This window comes from Nocardia sp. NBC_00565 (assembly GCF_036345915.1).
Taxonomy (GTDB): Bacteria; Actinomycetota; Actinomycetes; order Mycobacteriales; family Mycobacteriaceae; genus Nocardia.
In genome coordinates this window covers 3,615,228-3,634,738 of the sequence record NZ_CP107785.1, presented here as the reverse complement: position 1 = coordinate 3,634,738, position 19,511 = coordinate 3,615,228, and the positions used below count along the sequence as shown (strand labels likewise).

18 protein-coding genes and 2 pseudogenes are annotated in these 19,511 nt (G+C 64.0%); 13 read left to right on the top strand and 7 right to left on the bottom strand.

Going from position 1 to position 19,511, the window contains the following annotated elements; genetic code table 11:
* Positions 1-21: 21 nt before the first annotated feature.
* Together OG874_RS17285 and OG874_RS17280 are read right to left on the bottom strand one after the other, a co-directional pair.
* A complete protein-coding gene (locus OG874_RS17285) occupies positions 22-828 on the bottom strand; it encodes an enoyl-CoA hydratase/isomerase family protein (protein WP_330256161.1) in 807 nt (268 codons plus the stop codon).
* A gap of 42 nt (positions 829-870) precedes the next feature.
* On the bottom strand, positions 871-2,463 hold the full coding sequence (locus OG874_RS17280) for an AMP-binding protein (RefSeq protein ID WP_330256160.1): 1,593 nt from the start codon (positions 2,461-2,463) through the stop codon (positions 871-873).
* 278 nt (positions 2,464-2,741) lie between these two features.
* On the opposite strand from OG874_RS17280, the gene OG874_RS17275 reads away from it, so the two are divergent.
* Positions 2,742-4,256, top strand: coding sequence for an aldehyde dehydrogenase family protein (locus OG874_RS17275; protein ID WP_330256159.1), 1,515 nt, complete (start codon positions 2,742-2,744; stop codon positions 4,254-4,256).
* 33 nt (positions 4,257-4,289) lie between these two features.
* On the opposite strand, the gene OG874_RS17270 is transcribed toward OG874_RS17275, so the two are convergent.
* Complete coding sequence (locus tag OG874_RS17270) at positions 4,290-4,559, bottom strand: hypothetical protein (RefSeq protein WP_330256158.1); 270 nt, start codon at positions 4,557-4,559, stop codon at positions 4,290-4,292.
* On the opposite strand from OG874_RS17270, the pseudogene OG874_RS17265 reads away from it, so the two are divergent.
* Positions 4,525-4,893, top strand: a pseudogene (locus OG874_RS17265) (phosphotransferase); the annotation flags it as partial. The gene OG874_RS17270 and the pseudogene OG874_RS17265 overlap by 35 nt on opposite strands.
* Positions 4,890-5,636 carry an SDR family NAD(P)-dependent oxidoreductase gene (locus tag OG874_RS17260; protein WP_330256157.1) on the top strand — a complete coding sequence of 249 codons (747 nt, stop codon included), beginning with the start codon at positions 4,890-4,892 and terminating at the stop codon, positions 5,634-5,636. The pseudogene OG874_RS17265 and the gene OG874_RS17260, both read left to right, overlap by 4 nt.
* A gap of 303 nt (positions 5,637-5,939) precedes the next feature.
* Here the strand turns inward: OG874_RS17260 and OG874_RS17255 are convergent, their stop codons facing one another.
* Positions 5,940-6,605: a TetR/AcrR family transcriptional regulator gene (locus OG874_RS17255; protein ID WP_330256156.1), complete on the bottom strand. Its 666-nt coding sequence runs from the start codon at positions 6,603-6,605 to the stop codon at positions 5,940-5,942.
* A gap of 149 nt (positions 6,606-6,754) precedes the next feature.
* Between OG874_RS17255 and OG874_RS17250 the strand changes: the two genes are divergently transcribed.
* The 4 genes and pseudogenes from OG874_RS17250 to OG874_RS17235 all read left to right on the top strand — a co-directional run bounded on the left by OG874_RS17250 (position 6,755) and on the right by OG874_RS17235 (position 10,273).
* Positions 6,755-7,510: a nuclear transport factor 2 family protein gene (locus tag OG874_RS17250; protein ID WP_330256155.1), complete on the top strand. Its 756-nt coding sequence runs from the start codon at positions 6,755-6,757 to the stop codon at positions 7,508-7,510.
* Positions 7,511-8,192: 682 nt separating this feature from the next.
* A pseudogene (locus OG874_RS17245) lies at positions 8,193-8,658 on the top strand (DUF7144 family membrane protein).
* A 215-nt stretch (positions 8,659-8,873) separates the two neighbouring features.
* Positions 8,874-9,902: a molybdopterin-dependent oxidoreductase gene (locus OG874_RS17240; protein ID WP_330256154.1), complete on the top strand. Its 1,029-nt coding sequence runs from the start codon at positions 8,874-8,876 to the stop codon at positions 9,900-9,902.
* Positions 9,903-9,910: 8 nt separating this feature from the next.
* The gene (locus OG874_RS17235; protein WP_330256153.1) at positions 9,911-10,273 is read left to right on the top strand and encodes an alpha/beta fold hydrolase; all 363 of its coding nucleotides are present in this window, start codon (positions 9,911-9,913) and stop codon (positions 10,271-10,273) included.
* Positions 10,274-10,852: 579 nt separating this feature from the next.
* On the opposite strand, the gene OG874_RS17230 is transcribed toward OG874_RS17235, so the two are convergent.
* Positions 10,853-12,655, bottom strand: coding sequence for a serine/threonine-protein kinase PknD (locus tag OG874_RS17230; RefSeq protein ID WP_330256152.1), 1,803 nt, complete (start codon positions 12,653-12,655; stop codon positions 10,853-10,855).
* A 916-nt stretch (positions 12,656-13,571) separates the two neighbouring features.
* Here OG874_RS17230 and OG874_RS17225 point away from each other — a divergent pair.
* From OG874_RS17225 to OG874_RS17215, 3 genes are all read left to right on the top strand, one after another.
* Positions 13,572-14,699 carry a catalase gene (locus OG874_RS17225; protein ID WP_442943354.1) on the top strand — a complete coding sequence of 376 codons (1,128 nt, stop codon included), beginning with the start codon at positions 13,572-13,574 and terminating at the stop codon, positions 14,697-14,699.
* The gene (locus OG874_RS17220) at positions 14,689-15,255 is read left to right on the top strand and encodes a cytochrome b (RefSeq protein WP_330256151.1); all 567 of its coding nucleotides are present in this window, start codon (positions 14,689-14,691) and stop codon (positions 15,253-15,255) included. The genes OG874_RS17225 and OG874_RS17220 overlap by 11 nt, the downstream gene beginning before the upstream one ends.
* An 834-nt stretch (positions 15,256-16,089) precedes the next feature.
* Complete coding sequence (locus tag OG874_RS17215) at positions 16,090-16,272, top strand: hypothetical protein (RefSeq protein WP_330256150.1); 183 nt, start codon at positions 16,090-16,092, stop codon at positions 16,270-16,272.
* A 78-nt stretch (positions 16,273-16,350) separates the two neighbouring features.
* Here OG874_RS17215 and OG874_RS17210 read toward each other — a convergent pair whose 3' ends face one another.
* On the bottom strand, positions 16,351-16,623 hold the full coding sequence (locus OG874_RS17210; RefSeq protein WP_330256149.1) for a hypothetical protein: 273 nt from the start codon (positions 16,621-16,623) through the stop codon (positions 16,351-16,353).
* Positions 16,624-16,652: 29 nt separating this feature from the next.
* Between OG874_RS17210 and OG874_RS17205 the strand changes: the two genes are divergently transcribed.
* Positions 16,653-16,829 carry a hypothetical protein gene (locus tag OG874_RS17205; protein WP_330256148.1) on the top strand — a complete coding sequence of 59 codons (177 nt, stop codon included), beginning with the start codon at positions 16,653-16,655 and terminating at the stop codon, positions 16,827-16,829.
* 129 nt (positions 16,830-16,958) lie between these two features.
* Here the strand turns inward: OG874_RS17205 and OG874_RS17200 are convergent, their stop codons facing one another.
* A complete protein-coding gene (locus tag OG874_RS17200) occupies positions 16,959-17,390 on the bottom strand; it encodes a hypothetical protein (RefSeq protein WP_330256147.1) in 432 nt (143 codons plus the stop codon).
* Positions 17,391-17,837: 447 nt separating this feature from the next.
* On the opposite strand from OG874_RS17200, the gene OG874_RS17195 reads away from it, so the two are divergent.
* Together OG874_RS17195 and OG874_RS17190 are read left to right on the top strand one after the other, a co-directional pair.
* On the top strand, positions 17,838-18,500 hold the full coding sequence (locus OG874_RS17195) for a hypothetical protein (protein WP_330256146.1): 663 nt from the start codon (positions 17,838-17,840) through the stop codon (positions 18,498-18,500).
* Positions 18,501-18,765: 265 nt separating this feature from the next.
* The gene (locus OG874_RS17190; protein WP_330256145.1) at positions 18,766-19,434 is read left to right on the top strand and encodes an ammonium transporter; all 669 of its coding nucleotides are present in this window, start codon (positions 18,766-18,768) and stop codon (positions 19,432-19,434) included.
* The last annotated feature ends 77 nt before the right edge of the window (positions 19,435-19,511 follow it).

The window sequence follows — 19,511 nt, the reverse complement described above, 5'->3', positions numbered from 1 at the left end:
CGTACGACGTTGTGTGGGTGGTCATGTCGTGGCGATGGTGTCGATCGGCTCGGGTGCGGACGGTCCGTCCCAATTGGCGCCCGAGAGCGACGCGACGGCCTCCAGCGCGAGACCGGCCGACAAGTCGGCCGCCATCGCCCTGCGGAGTTGATGGATGAAGACCAAGCGCGTGTTTCGTACGAAGACCGGATTGCAGACCGCCAACCGGCGGGCGTGGGCAACGGCGCGATCGGTGAGAGCCTCGGCAGCAACGACTTCCGACACCACACCGAGCTGAAGAGCCTCTGCGGCAGCGATCTTCTGACCGGTCAGGAGGAAGTAGCGGGCGCGGTTGATGCCCAGCAACATCGGCCACACAACCTGCACGCCGTCACCGGGCACGAGGCCCAGCGGCACATGTGCCGCATCCTGGAAGTACGTGTCCCGCGTGCACAGCACGATGTCACTGAGGAGGGCGAGTTCGGCGTGAACGTCCACCGGACCGTTGACGGCCGCAATGATCGGGACCTCGATACCGAGCAGCGCGGACATCAATCGGTTGCCTTCGAACAGACCCTCGTCCATCATCGCCGCGGTTGCTTCACCGCGGGCGACTCCTTCCTCGAAGGATGGGATCAAGTCGATGAATCTGTCCCCTGTTCCAGTGAGGATGACTGCCCGGACATTGCGATCGGCGGCGACATTCGCGAACAGTTCCGGTAATTCCCGGTGGGGGAGTCCGTTCCATCCGAGCGGGCCGCCCCGCGAATGCAACCTGATGGTGAGCACTCCGAGGTCGTCGATGGACACAGCGGCAGTCTTGAACCGTGTGGCGTATTCCGGGGACATGGAAAGGCTCCTCTGTACTAGCAGTCGTGGCGAGTGATGTCGTCAGTTTTGTGTTGCCGCTGCGGCTTTCCTGCCGCGGGCTCCGCGGTCCACGGTCCGATCGGTGATGCCGATTCGGCGCAACTCGTTTTTGAGAACCTTCTCGTTCTTCGTCTTCGGGAGCTGTTCCACCGAGACCAGATATCTCGGCGACGCGAAGTAGGGAAGGTGCTCGTCGCAGTAGCGCCCGATGTCGCTGAGATCGTCGTCGACGCCCGGAACGAGCACGATTGCCGCCATGACCTCGTCCTCCGACAGCTCGGAAGGTACTGCATAGACGGCGACTTCGTGCACGGACGGATGCATCGCGACGACACTCTCGACCTCGAATGACGAGATGTTCTCGCCGAATCGACGCATGGCGTCCTTCTGCCGGTCGATGAACTTGAACCACCCGTCCGGTTCGCGAACGAGTACATCACCGGTGTGGAACCACAGATTGCGCCACGTTTCCATGGTCGCTTGTGCGTTGTTCCAGTAGCGGCTCATGATGATTTCCGGCTTACGCGGCCGTACCACCAGTTCACCGGCGACTCCATCGGGTAACGGAACGTCGTGCTCGTCGACCACGACGCATTCGAAGTCCGGGTGCGCCACCCCTGCGTATCCCGGACGACCGGGCTTGTCGGGAGGTGTTCCGATGATCGAGGACGTGTCGGTCATTCCGTATTGCGACACCAGACGCAGGCCGAATCTGTGCTCGAACGAGTCGTAGATCTCGGACGACGGGGTAGGAACGCACAGGGCGACCCGCACATTGTTTTCGGCATCATCGTCGCGCGGCTTCGCACCCCACAGAATCGGAACCATGGCGCCCAGAATCGAGATGACGGTCGCGCCTTCGTCGCGGATCTCCTGCCAGAACCCGGAGGCGGAGAAACGCTGACCGAAAACGACGGTTCCGCCGGCGCGCAGAGCTGGCAGCAACGTCACGCACAGGGCGTTCGCGTGGAACAGAGGTAGGCAGTTGTGCGCGACATCGGTCGCCGTGTATCCGAACAGCCAGTCGGATTTCTCGCCGAACGAGATGATCGAATTATGAGTGTGCAGAACGCCTTTCGACGGTCCGGTGGTGCCTGACGTGTACAGGATGCAGGCATCGTCGTATCTTGTGACGTCGGCCGACGGTATCGGCGCAGCGTGTTCGAGCGAACTCGCGTAGTCGAGCGTCTCCATCGCGAACGGTGTCGGAACACGGTCGATTACCAGCACGCGCGCAGTGGTACCGGTGTTCTCGAGAGCTCGTCCGATCACCTCGGCGAACGATGCGTCGATGACGAGAACAGCCGGTGCGGAGTCTCGGAGCATATGTTCGAGGATCGGGCCTTTGAGGCTGGTGTTGAGTGGAACGGACAGGGCTCCGATGTGTGCTGCCGCGAAGAAGGTGTCGAGGAATTCGATGCGGTTCGACATCATGATGGCGATGCGATCGCCCTTCGTCGCACCGACGTTGGTGAGCAATCCCGCGAGTTTTGCCGCTCTCGCCAGTATCTCGCCGGCCGTGTAGCCGCGGTCGCCCACCAAACGAAGACGGATCTCACCCGGCGCGTTCGTGTCGGATGCGATGAGGGCGCCAAGAATTGTGCGATCGTCCACGCCGTTCCTTTTGCAGTAGAGCAGTACGCCGACCTCGGATTCGCCGAAACTCGGGTTCTGTGAAACTGGATACAATTTAGTTGCCAAACTAGCACAGCAGACTGTGATGGCAACCACAAGTCGGTCAAGCTCCTTCGTGTCGTTCTCTGTGCGGCAGGCGAGATGGATGTAAGTTTGGCTCCAATATTGACGACGCACTGTGACGTGCGTTACCTTGAGCCGGTCAGCGCCCAGGCGCAGAGCTCGGTGTCGAGCCGCGTAGCGATGCCGACTTCGAGATGACGGAGACACAGATGACCTTGGATCGGATATCCGATACTCCCCAGCGGACGCGAAACGCCGAAGTCGATGCATTCCTTGGCGATTCGAGCAAGCTGCTTTTCATCGGCGGGGAATGGGTGCCGGCCGAATCCGGTGACGTACTCGATGTTCTGGATCCGACCACCGAACAGGTGATCGGGCGTGTTGCGGCAGGCGGGGCCGCCGACGTCGACCAGGCTGTCATCGCGGCACGGGCCGCATTCGAATCGGGACCGTGGTCTCTCATGGGACCACTCGATCGGGCGAAGATTCTGCGAAAATGGGCCGACCTCATCGACTCGCATAGGGCGGAGTTGTCGCACCTGGAGTCGTTGAACAACGGTATGACGCTGGCCACCGCCGTTGCATCGATCACTGACGCCGCCGAGACCGTCCGCTTCTTCGCGGGCGGTGCCGAGCACATCAAGGGTGACACCCCGCAGACGGGCCCCGGTTCGTTCAACTACACACTGCGGGATCCGATCGGTGTATGCGGAGCGATCATTCCGTGGAACTCGCCGGTCACGAACTTCGTCTGGAAGTCCTCGCCGATCCTGGCGGCGGGCAACGTGCTCATCATCAAGCCGGCGGAAACAACGCCGCTGACAGCTGTGCGACTCGGTGAGCTGCTGGTGGAAGCGGGACTACCTGCGGGCGTCGTCAATATCATTACCGGCCTCGGTCACCCTGCCGGAAGCGCGATTTCCGAGCATCCGGGCATCGACAAGATCGCGTTCACAGGTTCCACCCCTACCGGCCGGCGCATTTTGGCCGCCTCGGTGTCCAACCTCAAGAGAGTCTCGCTCGAACTCGGTGGCAAGTCGCCCAACATCGTGTTCGACGATGCCGATCTCGACGCAGCTGTCACTGCGTCACTCATCGGCTTCGTGTCGATCACCGGGCAGGTCTGCCTTGCCGGTACCCGCCTGTTCGTACAGCGGGGAATCCACGATCGTTTTGTCGAAGCGATGGTGAAGCAGGTGTCTGAACTGACGGTGGGTGACCCCCTGGATCCCGCTTCCGCAGTGGGGCCGTTGGCATCACGCCAGCAGCTCGACAAGGTCTCGACCTACCTGGCGCTGGGCAAGGACGAGGGCGCTGTCGCGGCTGTCGGAGGAAATGCGTGCGGCGGTACCGGCTACTTCGTCGAGCCGACTGTCTTCGTCGGAGTCACGAACGACATGAGGATCGCTCGTGAGGAGATCTTCGGCCCAGTGCTCGCCGTCATTCCGTTCGACGACGAGGAAGAGGCTGTGCGGTTGGCCAACGACACCGAATACGGCCTTGCTGCCGCTGTGTGGACTAGCGACATACGTCGCGCTCACACGGTCGCGAGGCGTATCAAAGCCGGAACAGTCTGGGTCAACGACTATTTCAAGCTCGATCCTCGGATGCCCTTCGGTGGCTACAAGCAGTCGGGCATCGGTCGCGACTTCGGACTCGACTGGTATCACTCGTGTACCGAGCCCAAGTCTGTGTTCGTCACGTTCTGATCGAGGCTCAGTACACCGCGGATGGGTTGCACTTCATCGTGCGTGTGTGAGTGCCGGACGAAGTCCGAGCAATCCCAAGGCGAAATCGGCGTACTGTGCTGCGATCTGCTCGGGTGAAGTGGGCCCATCGAGTCGAAACCATTGTGGCAGTGCGGTACACATGGTTGCGATTGCCCGACCGGCGACATGTGTGTGGTCGTGGGGCAGGCCCTCCTCGGTGATCGCCGCAACAATGCCTTCATCGAGAATGGACCCGTCGGATCCGGCATCGATTCGCGCTGTCGTGGACTGGGAGCTGTCCACGCTGGGAGATCCGCTCACCGATGTCGCGCTGATGTGCGTATACCGGTCCCCGGCATTCGACCTGGTGCTCGGCACGCATGCGGCGTGGACCAGCGAACGGCTACCGCGCCCCGACACCCTCGCCCAGGCGTATGCCACCGCATCCGGTCGTGCTCTGGACAATTGGGGTTTCTATCTCGCACTGGCCAATTTCAAACTCGGGGTGATTGCCGAAGGCATCACCCACCGCGCTCGCCGCGGATCCGATGCCGGATCAGCTGCGGAGCGCGCGGCCGAGGCGACACCAGAATTCATGGCAGCCGGACTGCGCGCCTTGAAAGGAGACCGGAGTTGACCAAGACGAACAGAACCGCCCTGATCACCGGCGCATCCCGCGGAATCGGATTGGGCATCGCCGACCGCCTTGCCCGCCAAGGATATTCACTGACCATCACCGCACGTGACGCCGACCGCCTGAACACGGTCGCAGACCGGTTGCGCGAGGGCGGCGCCGTGGACGTCGCCGCCGTGGCTGCGGACATGTCCGATGCCGAGGGTGTGGCCGGAGTACTCGCCGAACACTCCCGTCGCTTCGGCGTGCTGTCGGCGCTGATCATGAATGCCGGAGTGGGCTACGCCGAACCGGTCGCGGACGCGTCCATGCGCCGGTTCGACAAAACCTTCGCCGTCAACCTGCGTGCTCCGCTGCAACTCATCCAGGACGCGCTCCCACTGCTGCGGACTGCGGCGGCGGCCGAACCCGCCCGCGGCGCGAAGGTGATCGCACTGTCCTCGATCACCGGGGTGTACGCCGAAGCCGGCCTGTCGATGTACGGCGCGGCCAAAGCCGCACTCGTCTCACTGGTCGCGACACTCAACGCCGAGGAATCCGGTCGCGGCGTCACCGCCACCACGATCGCCCCCGGCTACGTCGACACCGACATGAGTGCCTGGATCCACGACCGAATCCCACCTGAGAAGATGCTGATGGTGAACGACGTGGTCGAGATGGTCGACTCGCTACTGCGTTTGTCCGCCCGCGCCGTGGTTCCGAACATCGTCATGTCGCGGGCCGGAACCGACGGCTACCGTGCATGAATAGGTTCAGGCGTCCCCTCACGACAAGCCTTCGCGTGGATGCACGAAGTCTCGACCAGTGCCTCACCGAGGGATTAGGACGATTACGGGCGCAGGACAGGGGCTGGGAGTGGCTCGGCGAGTGGACCTGAGCTCTCCTGTCCGCCGTACTCGCCGAGCGCCAACGTCGTGTAATCGGCAGTTCAAAGTTCCGCCGACCACCAACGGCCCGAGATAATCTCGGGCCGTTGACCTTCGGGACGCGCCGTGTGGCCGCTGCGAACCGCGCGGGAAGCGGCCACCGGATGATTTGCGGCTCGATCGTCATTTGTCGTAGCCGATGCCATGTGGGTCCGGGGTCCGTTTCGGCAACGACAGGTCGAGCACGGTGGCCCGGACGAGTCGGGTCGCATAGTCAGCGACCTGGGCGGCGGTGACAGCGAGACGCTGGTCGGTGTAGTCGAGCATCAGCGATACCAGCGCGCCGGACAGCGCACTGGCGGACATGGCGAGTTCGGCGTCGCCGAGGGGTGACAAGTCGGTCATCCCAGCGGCCGCCATGATCGAGGTCAGGAAAGCCGGCGCCACGGCCGCTCGCCGCGTGGCGAGCAATTGGCTGGTCAACGGTTCCCGCAGCAGGATCCGGACGCGGCGAATGTCGGTCTCGAAATACTGGACTGCGGCATCGATCGCGGCCCGCACAGACTCCGTGAGATCTGCCCGCGGCACCGCAACGGCGATAGCGGACGCGATTTCGCTATTGCATTCGTCGTAGATGGTGACGATCAATTCATCCGTGTCGGTGAAGCTTTCATAGAAATAGCGCGGGCTCAGCTGGGCATGTCGGCAGACCGCCCGCACCGTGACATCGGTGACTCCGCCACCGCCGAGCAGTTCGTATCCGGCCTGCAACAGCTGCCGTCGGCGGACGAGCGAGCGGTCGGCCAAGGACTGGCCGCGCCACTGCCTGACGGTAGGGGGCGAAGACACATCGGCTCCGCCGCTTGGTCCTTCTTCTGTCACATCGACTCCCGAACGCCAACTGGAAACGGTTGATTCTAGTCCGATGCCATGCCATCATGAACTGGAATCGGCCGTTTCCTGTTGGGCGGTTCACCCGATGAAGAAGGAGTCGGCACATGTTCGACGAAGCATTATTCGAGCAGGCACTGGCGAAACCGCGCCTGCGGCAGCCGCTACCGCAGTTTCTGGCAGGCAACCGCGCAGGCGGCCGGGTCCCGGTGCTCACCGAGGACGAGCTCAATGCCATGACCCGCCAATGGTTCGCCGACTTCGAACGAAAGATCCAGCACTACAAGACCTTCGGTGTCGATATCGCCTGGATGCTGGAATGGGCGAAGAAGTACTGGTGGAGCTGGCTGGCACGGGACATGTCGCGCAACGACGAGCTGTACACCGACGACCTCCGATACAAGGATCCGACCACCTTCGGTCGTGTGATGGTCGGCCAGGAGGAGTTCGTCACATACAACTTCGCGTTCTTCGACGCCATCCCGGACTGGCGTTACGACCCGCTACCGGGGCAGGTCTACATCGACATCACACCGGAGGGCGAAACCCGAATAGTCATCCGCTACATCGGCAGTGGACACCACGACGGACCATTGCGGTTCTACCCCTACGACGAGTCCGCGCCCGCGATCCATGGTGTCGGGACCTTCGTCCAATGCACCGCCGTGGACCGCTACCACTTCACCCCCGACGGCCGCATGTACGAGGGCGAGACCCTCTTCGACCTACTCGACGCTATGAAGTCGGCAGGAATCGTTCCCGCAGAAGACAGTTGGCAGTTCCGCGCAATCACACAAGCCTCACGACTGCCATCGATCCTGCGCAAGGCACGCAACACGATCCCGTTCGGCGCCACCCGCTAACCACGTAGCACGCTTGCGCCCACAGGATCGAGCGGTCGCCCCAGGCTGCTTCGGGCGGCGGCGTCAGTGCGCGCATATCGGCTACTTAGAGACTGGTGGTAGGGCTCGATCCCGGCCAGGATCGGGTCCAGGTGACCGGTGAGATGCCCCCAAATCGGCTGCCTGCCTGTGTCATTGGTATGGCTCTCACATGGCTTGCATCTTGCCGGGTGCCGTGCCGGGAATGGCTGAAGAGGGGTTTGCCCGAGCGCCAATGGGTGCCATGGGACGCCGTCAGACTGCCCGAAGCAAACGATGTTGTGCACATATGAAATGGCCCGCGAGTTCCACCCAATACCCGCTTTCGACAGGAATTATTGGATCCTCGATCAGTCTCTCGGGATAGACGCCCACCAGCCCCATTGGTCGGTGCGCGGCCGACGAGTGTGTCTGCGCCTACGAATCCAGTGGATGTCGTTCGCGTCTGGTGCATAGCAGAAGCGTCGCCCGTTTCATGGATCGCGATCCTGTAAGCCGATCCTGAAGGGGATTGGCCAGTGGTTTTATCGCATTCTTTGAGCGGGGGATGCCTCGTTGGGGCGATGAGTCGGGTGCTCGGGCGATATCGCTATCCTGCTACTTGGTCACGCGGCGATGCGCATACTGGAAGAACCATAACCTGAATATGCGGAGGTGAACCGTCGTGACCGAGGGTTCGAGCGTAAAGCAGGGTTTTTCCGCGGGTACCGCTATTGTTGCCGGGGTTTTTTCTCATCACCGTTGGCGTTCTCCAGGTCGTGCAGGGCATTGCGCTGGCGAAGGACGACATCATCGTCATCGGCGTGGAATATACCTACAACTGGAGTGTCACGGCGCGGGGCTGGATCCATCTCGCGCTCGGCGTTCTTATCGCGGTCATCGGATTTGCCTTGGTCGCCGGTGCGACCTGGGCGCGCGTTGTCGCGATTGTCATCGCGGGGTTGTCGATCATTGCCAACTTCCAGTGGCTGCCGTATTACCCGTGGTGGTCGGTCCTGATCATCGCGCTGGATGTAGTTGTCATCTGGGCGGTGACGACCTGGGACACCGGGCGCGACTGGGCATACACCTGGAGGTGGCCGATATCTAGCCGCCGATCGGAGCTGATTCATGAACGCTGCTGGAGCTGACGAACCGTTCAGCGTGAGCCCGCATCGCTGCCGTCGTCGGAACAGCGACCGCCATCTCGGAATCATCCTGATGCTGGGAGCAGACGACAGCGATCATCGGAGAGAAAATGTGTGACGCTCAGACCGATCGCGACGGTCCGATGTGGATTGAGGGCAAGGACAGGTGCCTCGAGGTACTTTCCGAGAGACCTCTTGTCCTGGCAACCCCGACCAGCATGCTCGCCGGGCACCGGATCACGGACACCCACACCCTCTTTGTGCGCAACATCCAGGACCTCGAAGAGGGCCTCACGCTCGCCCCCCTGCCCGTCGAAGGTTGGGAGATCGAGCTGGCCGGACTCATCAAGCCTTCGCGGCTGGTCGTTCATGCCGAGGAGCTGCTCGAGATGGAGCAGGTCGAGTACGAGATGGTCCTCCAGTGCTCGGGCAACGGACGGTCGCAGTACCGCGACATCCCGGGGATCCCGTGGAATCAGGGCGGCGTGGGCAACGTCAGGTTCAGGGGTGTGCCGCTCTCGGCCGTGCTCGAGAAGCACAACGTTACGATCGACTCCCAGGTGAAGTTCGTGACCGCGGAAGGTCGGGACCTGCCTACGGGACGTGAGCTGCCGGACATGGAGCACAGCCTCCCCGTGGGAGACGTCCTGGAGCGGAGCATTCTTGCCCTGGAACTCAACGGAGAAGCGCTGCCCGGCATCCATGGCGGGCCGGTGCGTCTGGTGACGCCAGGGTTCTTCGGGACCATGCAGCTGAAATGGCTGTCACGGCTGCGGTTCGAGACCTCCGAGTCGACGTGCTTCTACCACGCGACCGAGTACCGCGTGCCGTTGTCGCCCGTCAAAGCGGGGGAAAGGTTCCGGTTCACGCTGGAGAACAGCAGGCCCACGTGGGACATCCGCCTGATGAGCTACATCCTCGATCCCGAGCAGGGTGCGACCCTAGGCACGGGCGAGGTCACGGTCAGCGGTGTCGCGTACAACGACGGGAAGGCGCGCCTGGAGTCGGTGCTGGTCTCATTCGACGAAGGCCGTAGCTGGCAGTCGGCCGAGTTCGAGACCCCTGAGAGCCCGTTCGCCTGGTACCAGTGGACGACGCGCACCACGCTCGAACCGGGCGTCCACCAGATCTGGTCGCGGGCCCTCGACTATCTCGGCCGAAGCCAGCCGCTTGACGGCTCGGTCTACTGGAACCCGAACGGCTACGAGTGGACCGGCGTGTACAAGACCGAAGTGACCGTGAGCTGAGGCGATCAATGACCGCAAGCATGCCCAACGTTGACGATCCGGGGGAGTTCAATCATTGCCTCGCGGAGGTCAATCGAATACGCCTGCATTATGTCGATAAGGGGGAGGGCCCGCTCGTCGTCCTGCTCCACGGCTTCCCCACCCTTTGGTACTTGTCGCGGCACCAGATCAAGGTCCTCGCCGCCGCCGGCTACCGTATGGTGGCTCCGGACCAGCGTGGCCATGGCCGGTCCCGACGCGGCCAACGATGTCGACGAATACGACCAGACACATCTCGTTGGCAATGTGGTCTGCCTGATGAAGGCCCTCGACGAGGAGTCGGCAATTCGTCCTCGGCGACCACCAGGACCTGGTGCCCGCGACGGCTGTAGCGGGCTATGCGGGTTTCCCAGGCAGCAGCGTCCAATGCCGCTGCCTCGCACAGTGTTTCGAGGAACGCCGACCCGTCGATGAGCAGCGCCAGCGCACGCAACCGCGCCTCATCACCAGGATGTGCCCGCCTCAGCATCCACATCGGGCTGCCTCGGCCTGCACTCACCAACTCGCTGTCTGCAGGGGAGATCTGGGCGACGCTGCGGCGGAGTGGCGGCCCCGATCCGGTCGTCTTCACAGTGGCCCGTTGCCGAAGTGACCGTGCGGGTCGGGCTCGGCCGCTCCAGCCCCAGGGGTAGCGGTGGAAGATCGTCGCGCCGAGTTTGTGGACGTACGGGCCAGCGATGATCCTGAACAACTTCCACCGCGATCTGCTCCGGAGTAAGCGGACACCCTTCCCGAAACTCGAGCTCGCCGGTCCCACCCGGAATACGGTTGGTCGTGAGCAACTGGCCGATCTGCTGAGACATGTTCTGTCACAACGACGAATCGGATGTCCGATGACTTGTCGAGTACTCGGTCCGTGCGACGCCTGCATACAGGATCTCCGGAACCCCCGAATTACGCGGAACGTGGGTTCAGCCGACCGGGAGTTTCACCACCGGATTGGGGCCCAGGTCGGTGACGTATACGTTGTTCGCCGTGTCGACCGCCACACCCTGGGGATTCTTCAGGTCGGTGAACGGCAGCGGGGTCGGCGTCGACGCGCCCGCCGCCAACCTCACCACCCACTGGCTACCCCAGTCGACGATGTACAAGTCCCCCGCCGTGTCGACCGCCATACCCTGGGGATCTTTGAGCCCAATGACCGGCAACGTGGTCGGCGCCGACGCGCCCGCCGCCAACCTCAGCACCCGCTCGGTACTCAATTCGGTGACGTATACGTTGCCCGCAGCGTCGACCGCCACCCCCTGGGGATCTTGGAGCCCCGTGAACGGCAGCGTCGTCGGCGCCGACGCGCCCGCCGCCAACCTCAGCACCCGATCATTACCCCGGTCGCCGACGTACACGTCTCCCGCCGTGTCGACCGCCACCCCCTGGGGATCTTTGAGCCCGGTGAACGGCAGCGGGGTCGGCGTCGACGCGCCTGCCGCCAGTTTCACCACCCGATCGTTACTCGTGTCGGTGACGTATACATTGCCCGCCGTGTCGACCGCCACCCCCTGGGGATTATTCAGGCCGGTGAACGGCAGCGGGGTCGACGTCGACGCGCCTGCCGCCAGTTTCACCACCCGATCGTTACCCATGTCGGTGACGTATACATTGCCCGCCGTGTCGACCGCCACATCGGTGGGCAGGCTGACGCCGGTGAACGGCAGCGGAATCTGTGACGAGTAGGCCGAGGCGATAGGTGCGGGCGAGCTGCCACCGCCGCCTGATTCCCGTTGGACACCGATGAAGACAGCTACGGCGGCCACCACCGTAACCGCGACCGCGGCGGCGAGCAGCCCGGCGGTCTTGGGCGACAATCTGATTCGCCGCGTATAGCGCGCGGCCACGCCCCCGGTGGTGCTGACCGCGGAACCGTCTACCACGGCGCAGGCCGCCGCGGCCAGCTCGCGCACGGTCTGGTAACGCTTGTCGGGGTTTTTGGCCATTCCCTTGGCGATGACCGCATCGAACGCAGGCGGTACGTCGGGTGTAGTGGCGCTGGGACGCGGCGGCGGGGTGTGCAGGTGATGGGCGATCACACCCTGCACCCCCGCTGAGCTCGCAAACGGCGGCCGGCCGGTGAGGCACTCGTACAGCACGCACGTCAACGCGTATACGTCCACTCGGGCATCGGCCTTGATCTCCGCGCCGATCTCCTCCGGCGCCATGTAGGCGATCGTGCCGATGGTCTCGCCGATCGTGGTCAGCGTACGGTCGTCGGCGGCGTGGGCGATCCCGAAGTCGATCAGGGAGGCGAACTCATCGGCCCCTAGCAGGATGTTGGTGGGTTTGACATCGCGGTGGACCAGCCCGGCATCGTGGGCCGCCTGCAGCGCGCCGGCCACCTGTGCGATGATCGCCACTGCTCGCTGCGGCGACAAGGCCCCTTCTTGCGCGATCACCTTGCGCAGGTCGGTGCCCTCGATCAAGCGCATATTCAGATAGAGCCGACCGTCGATGTCGCCGAAGTCGTGGATGGGGATCACATGCGGCTCGGTCAACTGCGCTACCGCCCGGCACTCCCGGCGGAACCGCTCGCGCAGCTGCTCGTCATCGGCGAAGCGCTCGGGCAACACCTTGAGCGCCACCACCCGGTTGGTCAGTGAATCATGCGCCCGCCACACCTGGCCCATGCCGCCCTGACCCAGCAGCGAAAGAAGCCGATAGCGTCCGAACGTCTCCGCTGACCCCCGAGTGGCGTCCCCGCCACTCACTGCCGTGTCATCCATTGTGCCGTCCCGTAACCACCCGACTGGTAAACGGTGTACTTGCTTGCATTCCAACCCCAGCCCGAGCGGGCAGCCCCACACTAGTTGATTTAGCCAGGCCAGACAGCCGAGTAGTCGGCGCTATCGTCGGCGCGCGAATTTCCAGCCATCCTCGTGCCGACAAGTACGCGGCGGGGCGCTGCCCCGCCACCGGTGCGAGTGCGCGGATCGTGTCAGAAATCCGCCAACAAACCTGTCGCAAGTCAAGCGTACCTCTGAGCCATACGACCAACTTCGTGAAGCCGGCCGTCCAGCACCACTCGGAGGCCGGGCCATCTTGCATAAAAGGCCCGTCTGACAGCGAACCGATTACGATGCCCGGGTGCTCGAACCGCTGCACACTTCCATGCCAACGCCGAGGTCTACGATCGCGCCAGACCGCCCTGCCCGGCCGCGCCTATGGCAACGACTCCACGACGACGGGCTACTGCGTCGCGGCACACCGGTCGTCGAACTCGGTGCCGGCACCGGACTAGCAACCGGGCCGATGGGACCGCCGCCATCGACCGCGGTCCAGCCCTTGCCGCCCGCCTGCGCCGCCGCTGGCCGGAAGCGGCCATCTACATCGACAGCGCTGAAACCGCACCGCTACCGCCAGCCCGGACCCACTCGAAGTTCCGGCGGAGGTGGTCGTGTACCTGGCCGAGCAGTTGGGTATCGCCGATCCGTAGCGTGTGAAGTCCTACACCCAGCGCAAGCAGACTCGCTACGACCACTGCGACCTGGCACCCGCCTGGAACGCCGCTGAATGACGAGCCCCTCGAACGACACGCAGCCGCATCGGCCCGTCACCATCTGCGTGGCCCGCGTCGGCGTGCGCACTGCGTAGCATCCAACGGGACATACTTCCAGCGTCACCGTCGCGAGGGAGAAGAGTGTGGACGACCACACACAGCCCGACCCCGCACCATCAGCCGAGCGTCAGGACCTGCGGCGACGTGAGCTGCCCCGGCGCGGCGCGCTGGTGGGCATGGCCGCGGTGGGCGGAATCTCCGTGGTCAACGTCGGCGCGTTCCTGTGGGCGGGCGGCTGGTTGACGCCGGAGAGCCTGAGCCCGTCGAGGTTCGTAGACCGGTTCGAGCGGGTCTACGGCCGCCATGACGGTTTCCGACGCAACCACGCCAAGGGCCTGAGTGCTTCGGGCACGTTCACCAGCAACGGGGCAGGCGTCGCGCTGTCGAGCGCGTCGGTGTTCCGGCCAGGGGCCACGCCGGTGACGGCGCGGTTCTCGCTGTCCGGCGGTATGCCAGTGGTCTCTGACGCGAACGCGAACGCGACCGTGCGCGGGCTCGCGGTGCTGTTCCACCTGGCCAACCGCGAGCAGTGGCGCACCGCGATGGTGAACATCCCGGTCTTCCTCGACCGCGTGCCGCAGGGGTTCTACGACCGGCTGCTCGCCACGAAGCCGGTGGCCGCGACCGGCCGACCGGACCCGGCGAAGCTTGCCGCGTTCCTCGCCGAATACCCGGAGACGGCGCGCGCGATGGCTGTCGTCAACCAGACGCCGCCGTCGAGCGGGTTTTTCAACAGCCCGTTCCACGGGCTCAACGCGTTCCGGTTCACCAACGCGGCGGGCACGACGGTGCCGGTGCGGTGGAGCCTGTGTGCCGAGGACCCGTTCGTCGCGGGTACGCAGGGGGCGGGCCGGGACTACCTATTCGACGCGTTGATAGAGCGGGTCGCGCGGGAGCCGGTGCGCTGGCGGCTGGTGGTCACGGTCGCGGAGCCGGGTGACCCGACAAACGACGCGACGCAGGCCTGGCCTGCGAACCGGCGACAGGTCGAGGTCGGCACGCTCAGCATCGACTCGGTGTCGACCGAGGCGCCGGGCAACGCCCGCGACAACAACTTCGACCCGCTCGTGCTGCCGACCGGGATCGACGCGTCCGACGATCCGCTGCTTGCGGCGCGGTCATCGGTGTACGCGAAGTCCTACCAGCGGCGGACCCGCGAACCGCACACTCCCAGCGCGGTCAACGTGGCGGCGGTCGACGATGAGCAGTGATGCCAGGTTCACCGCTGTGGCACGCTGCCTGCACTGGCTCATGGCCGTGCTCGTGATCGCCATGCTCTTTATCGGGGTGTTCATGGTCGGCTCGATCAGCGACTTCCACCTGCTTGTCACTATTCACGAACCGCTGGGCCTCGCGATCCTGCTATTCGCGCTGATCCGGATCGGTTGGCGGCTGCGGCACACGCCGCCGCCGTGGCCGCCCGGCATGACGCGACTGGACCGCTTGGTGGCCAAGTACTCCGAGCGATTGCTCTACGTACTGCTCGTGCTGCAGCCGTTGTTCGGGTGGGGACTCGTCTCGGCGTCGGGGCAGCCGATCGTCCTGTTCGGATCATGGTATCTACCGGCCATCGCGCCGGCGAACATCACCGTGTTCGCCGCGCTGCTGTGGGCGCACATCGTCGCCGCCTACGTCCTGTACTTCACCTTCGCCGCGCACCTGGCCGGCGTGCTGTGGCACACGCTCGTGGTCCGGGACGGCGTGCTCTACCGGATGACGTTCGGGCGGGTGCGCAACCGAACGCCCGAGCCTGTGAAACAGCCGTGAGGGCAAGGCCTGTGAGATGTACGTACCGGTGATCGAGGGCACCGTGATCCGCCTCGACGTCGGCCCTCTGCCCTCGGGCGCGATCCCGAAACCGGTGTGGCTGTCAGCAATCAGACAGCATCGAAACCCGCCGGACCGCGGCCTCGCCGCAAAGGTTAAAAATCAAGCTAGAACTGGAGGTGTCCGGCACGACGGCGCGCTCGACACTGCGAATTCCGTCGAGCCGGACCCTATGCCCACAGTGCAGTTAGTAGGCGATATCCAGCGTGCCTAGAGCTTGCTAAGACCGGACGGTACAGGCAGGACATAGCGGTACAGGCGGGACGTCGAAAAGCCTCTGACCTGGACGGGAGAACACTAGCCGGGCTCTCCACAACGAATCCCGGTTCCCTGGGGGTCAAGCGGTCGCAGGTTCAAATCCTGTCATTCTGAGATGCACGTCTGCGTCGCGACCGTTCGTGTCCTCGGTGCTGATGTCGCCGTGACACCGGAGTGCGGCCAGTCGGACATCGCGCCGTCGTCGATCGTGGTGTGGTTCCAGGGCTTGTCGGATGTAACGGAAAGGTCGGCATGCGGAACGAGTGAGCCGTCGGGATCGCGTTGAACGACCTGTTGCTAGATCGAGTCGCCGACGAACAGTTATCCGTGGGAAGGAAGGATGGCGTCGAGCATCATATACGTGCTGTGGGACGTGCACGGACTGTGCAGCGAAGACCAAGACGCCGTCTGAGCTGGTGATTTAAAGCTGCTGGGCGGTGGGTTGATCCGTCCGTCCATCTGTACCCCTTTCCGTGGTTCTCCTGGCTGGAACAAGGGCGCAGCATCAATGTCAGTGTGCAGGTGTTGAATGCGGTGGCGCGGACGCTGTCGTTGGATGCTGCGGAGAAGGCGCATCTGTACCGGTTGGCGGATGTGCCGACGGTGCCGACCGCGCATGCGGGGACCGTGTTGCCGGAGGAGCTTCAGGTGATTCTGGATCATCTCGAGCCGTTGCCGGGTGTGGTGCTCAGTTTCTGACGGTTTACCAGGTATTTCCAGGTGAATTCCGACGTCAGGGTCGGGGTTCGGGTACGGGAGGGTGGCGGCGTGCCATCGTCAGAGGAACGTCACGCGGGTCGCTTCCTGCTTGCCCTGGGCGAAACCGGCACGGGCGGCGGGGATGCGGGTCGCCGGATCCATCAGGTTCGTGCCCAATGTCGCTCGGGAATCGGCGTCCGGTGTGATCACCTCGACGCGGCTGCCCTGCCTGCGCAGGCCCTCGACCTGGCCTGCCAGGCCTGCCCCCATCCGGCTCCGTCCGCCCAACGGCGAGAGCGCCACGACGTTCGCATAGCCCGAGGCAAGGTCGGCGTTGTCGGGAGAGGGCACGCCACCGTCGATGTAGCGGGTGCCGTTGAGTGCGTGGGGACCAACCCGGGCAGCGCGCAGCTCGCGGTGGCCGCGTCCACCAGGTCGACGCCGGAATCGCGGTCGAACGCAGCCAACTCGCCCGTATGCGCGTCGCCCACATCGTGCAGAACCAGCAGATACCGAAGATGTCGCCGAGCGTGCTGCCCGTCAACTCGACGGTTTGATCCCGCATCCGGGCCAGCCGCCGTCGGATGTGGTGGCCGCAGGTCGAATGCTGCTCGGCCGCAGCCGAATCGGCATCTTCCGAGCGGTCAGCGACGATTCGTTCGTGACGCCTGCGGGAGTTGCTCGAGTCAGTCGGGGGTGTACAGACGTACCGCTCGAACCGCGGCGGCGACCGCTACGAGCGGGGGTATGCGATGGCCGTGGCCGCCGCCCGCCGACCATGCGAGGCCGAGTCCCGAAACGGGGGGCAGGGGCCATGCGGCGCGGCCGACGTGGAGCACCGCCCCGCAGTGTTGGAGGTACTCAATGGCCCGATCGGCTTTGCTGATGCCAGTGACGAGCCGGATATGGCGCCCGACCGGACCACCGATAGCGACGGTGGGTCCCGACAGGCCGTTGTCTTGGAAAAACAACTCCACCCCGATTCGCAGCGGAGCGGGTAGCTCGATTCCGGCGCGATCTACTCCGAACGTCACCACAAGCATGTCGTCGGCGTGGCTGATCGACCAATCGAACCGGTCGGCCGTGGCGGCGGGTTCGGCGGCGGACGTGGACGTCATTGAATTCGTCGGTGTCGCAATGAGTGTGTACTCCCTTTTCGAGCATCGACAGTGTTCGCGGAAGGCGCATATGCCCAGACGTCGGTGGCGGGACGCCATATCGTTACGCTGGCCGATCGGTTGGGGGAGGGCATCGGGCATTCGCCTTGCCCGAGGTCTGCTATCTGGGGTCCAGGTCTTGTTCGAGCGGATGTCGTGGACCGGAAGACCGTTTCGGCTGATGTCCTCGAAATTGAGCAGAAGATAGCTGCGAACCAACTACTGGGCATGTGGATAATGTCTAGCTATCACGGAAGAAGTTTAATTAAGATCGATCCGGTAAATCTTTGAACTGGGCATATATCGCCGCTAGAGTCCTTGGCTATGACTGATGTACAAGTAAACGGCGGCGAGTGTGCCTTTGCGCGCGATATGTGGGCAACTGAAAGGTTATGGCTGTCACGGTCCGTGCGGACTATCCTCGTCGGACTCGCCGGCCAACTGAGCGGGCTCGGACCACAGGCATGGACTCGCTATGAAGACGGTGAGCTGGAATTCGTCGAGGCGCGTGAGTTCCAACTAGCCCTGCTGCGAGTGCACAGTGTGCTCGCGAACGAGATCGACGCCGGGATGTTTGAAGCTGCTGCCGCCGCCCTCGACCATACGGCCGGGCTGGGCGACGTCGCCTCCGTCACGGGCCTGGACCGGGCGCATACCTATCAGCGCTGGGGCGCCCTCACCGCGGTCGGTGAACGTATTGCGCTCATCATCTCGCAGCCGTGGCCGGATGCCGGGCCGTCTGCCCTCCGGTCTCCCGAAGCGCTCTACGAGCGAGATCGGCGATGGTGGCGGGTGAGCAGCGCCGCGAGACGCAACGCCCATTACGCCATCGTTGTCGTCGACCGACTGGTCCAGCGGGTATACGCGATCGACCCGGGCGGTTGGCACCCGGATTCCACGGGAACACGGTGGGAGTTCCGGGCACTCGGGTCCGAACCGCTATCGCAGATCCACGTGGACCGTGCATACCGAAAGGGTCACCTACCGGTCCGATTGGGCGACCCCTATCCCGCCCGGCTGGATCGTGCGTGCGTCCCCAGTTACTTCTCGGACGGGCACGATGGCGACTGAGGCGCGGACATCGATGCCATCCCATATCGCAATCCGATGTCAGCGGACGCTTGCGGGGAAGCGCGCTTTCGGTATGTGCGTTGCCTGATCTCCCGACATTTGCCCGCACCCATCACCTATTTCTCGCAGTGAAGCTGGTCAGAACATTGCGGCTGTGGTTTTGTGTTGGCTCATCGCCACCGGTCTACGGCCGCGCACCTTCAGTAGGTCCGTCTCGCTTGCCTGGTCCGTGAAATAGAATCCATGAAATAGAAAAGGACATTTCGTGATCGAAACCTCGCGCATCGCGGCGATCGGTATCGCATGCGTTGCAGCAATCGCGCCGGTAACCGCCCGCGCGGAAGCACCCGCCGAACATGACATCGAGTACAAGATCACCTCGGTGGAACGTGTAGTGACAACCACGCTATCGGGAGGCACCTTCGTGCTCGACCACGATCACAGCTCGTTCACGATTCGCGATGAGAGCGGCGCACCCGTGATGGTCGTGCCAACGCGATTCACCGTTGGCGACAAGGTGCTCACAGTCGACTCCGCACTCGGCAAAGACGCAAAGGAGTTGTGGTTGACGCCCGGTGAGCTGCGACCCGCCGCGCCGGCCGCGTCGCCGGTCGCATCACCGGTCGAGAACCAGGCCGCGATGGCGGAGTTCTCGACCCGGCTCGGGCTCGCCGCCACGATCGGCACATTCGTCGGCACCGCGATCGGCCTGGTCATCGGAGGCGTTACCGGATGCATTGTCGGTTTGCCCCTGTTCGGGGTGGGCTGCATACCTGCCGCGATCGCCGGTGCGGGGATCGGCGGCATTCTGGGGACAATTGCTGCCGGGGGACCGGTCCTGGTGCTTTCGGCCGTGGAGCTGATCGACGCGCTCAACGCGCCCGACGGTACAACCAAATGGGCGCAGAACTCTTCGCTGAAACCCGCGAATTAGGTGATCAGCTATGCGATGTCATCAGGCGCGATATAGTGCCAGCATACGGTTCCCGGGCATTTGCCCCCAGCCCTGCC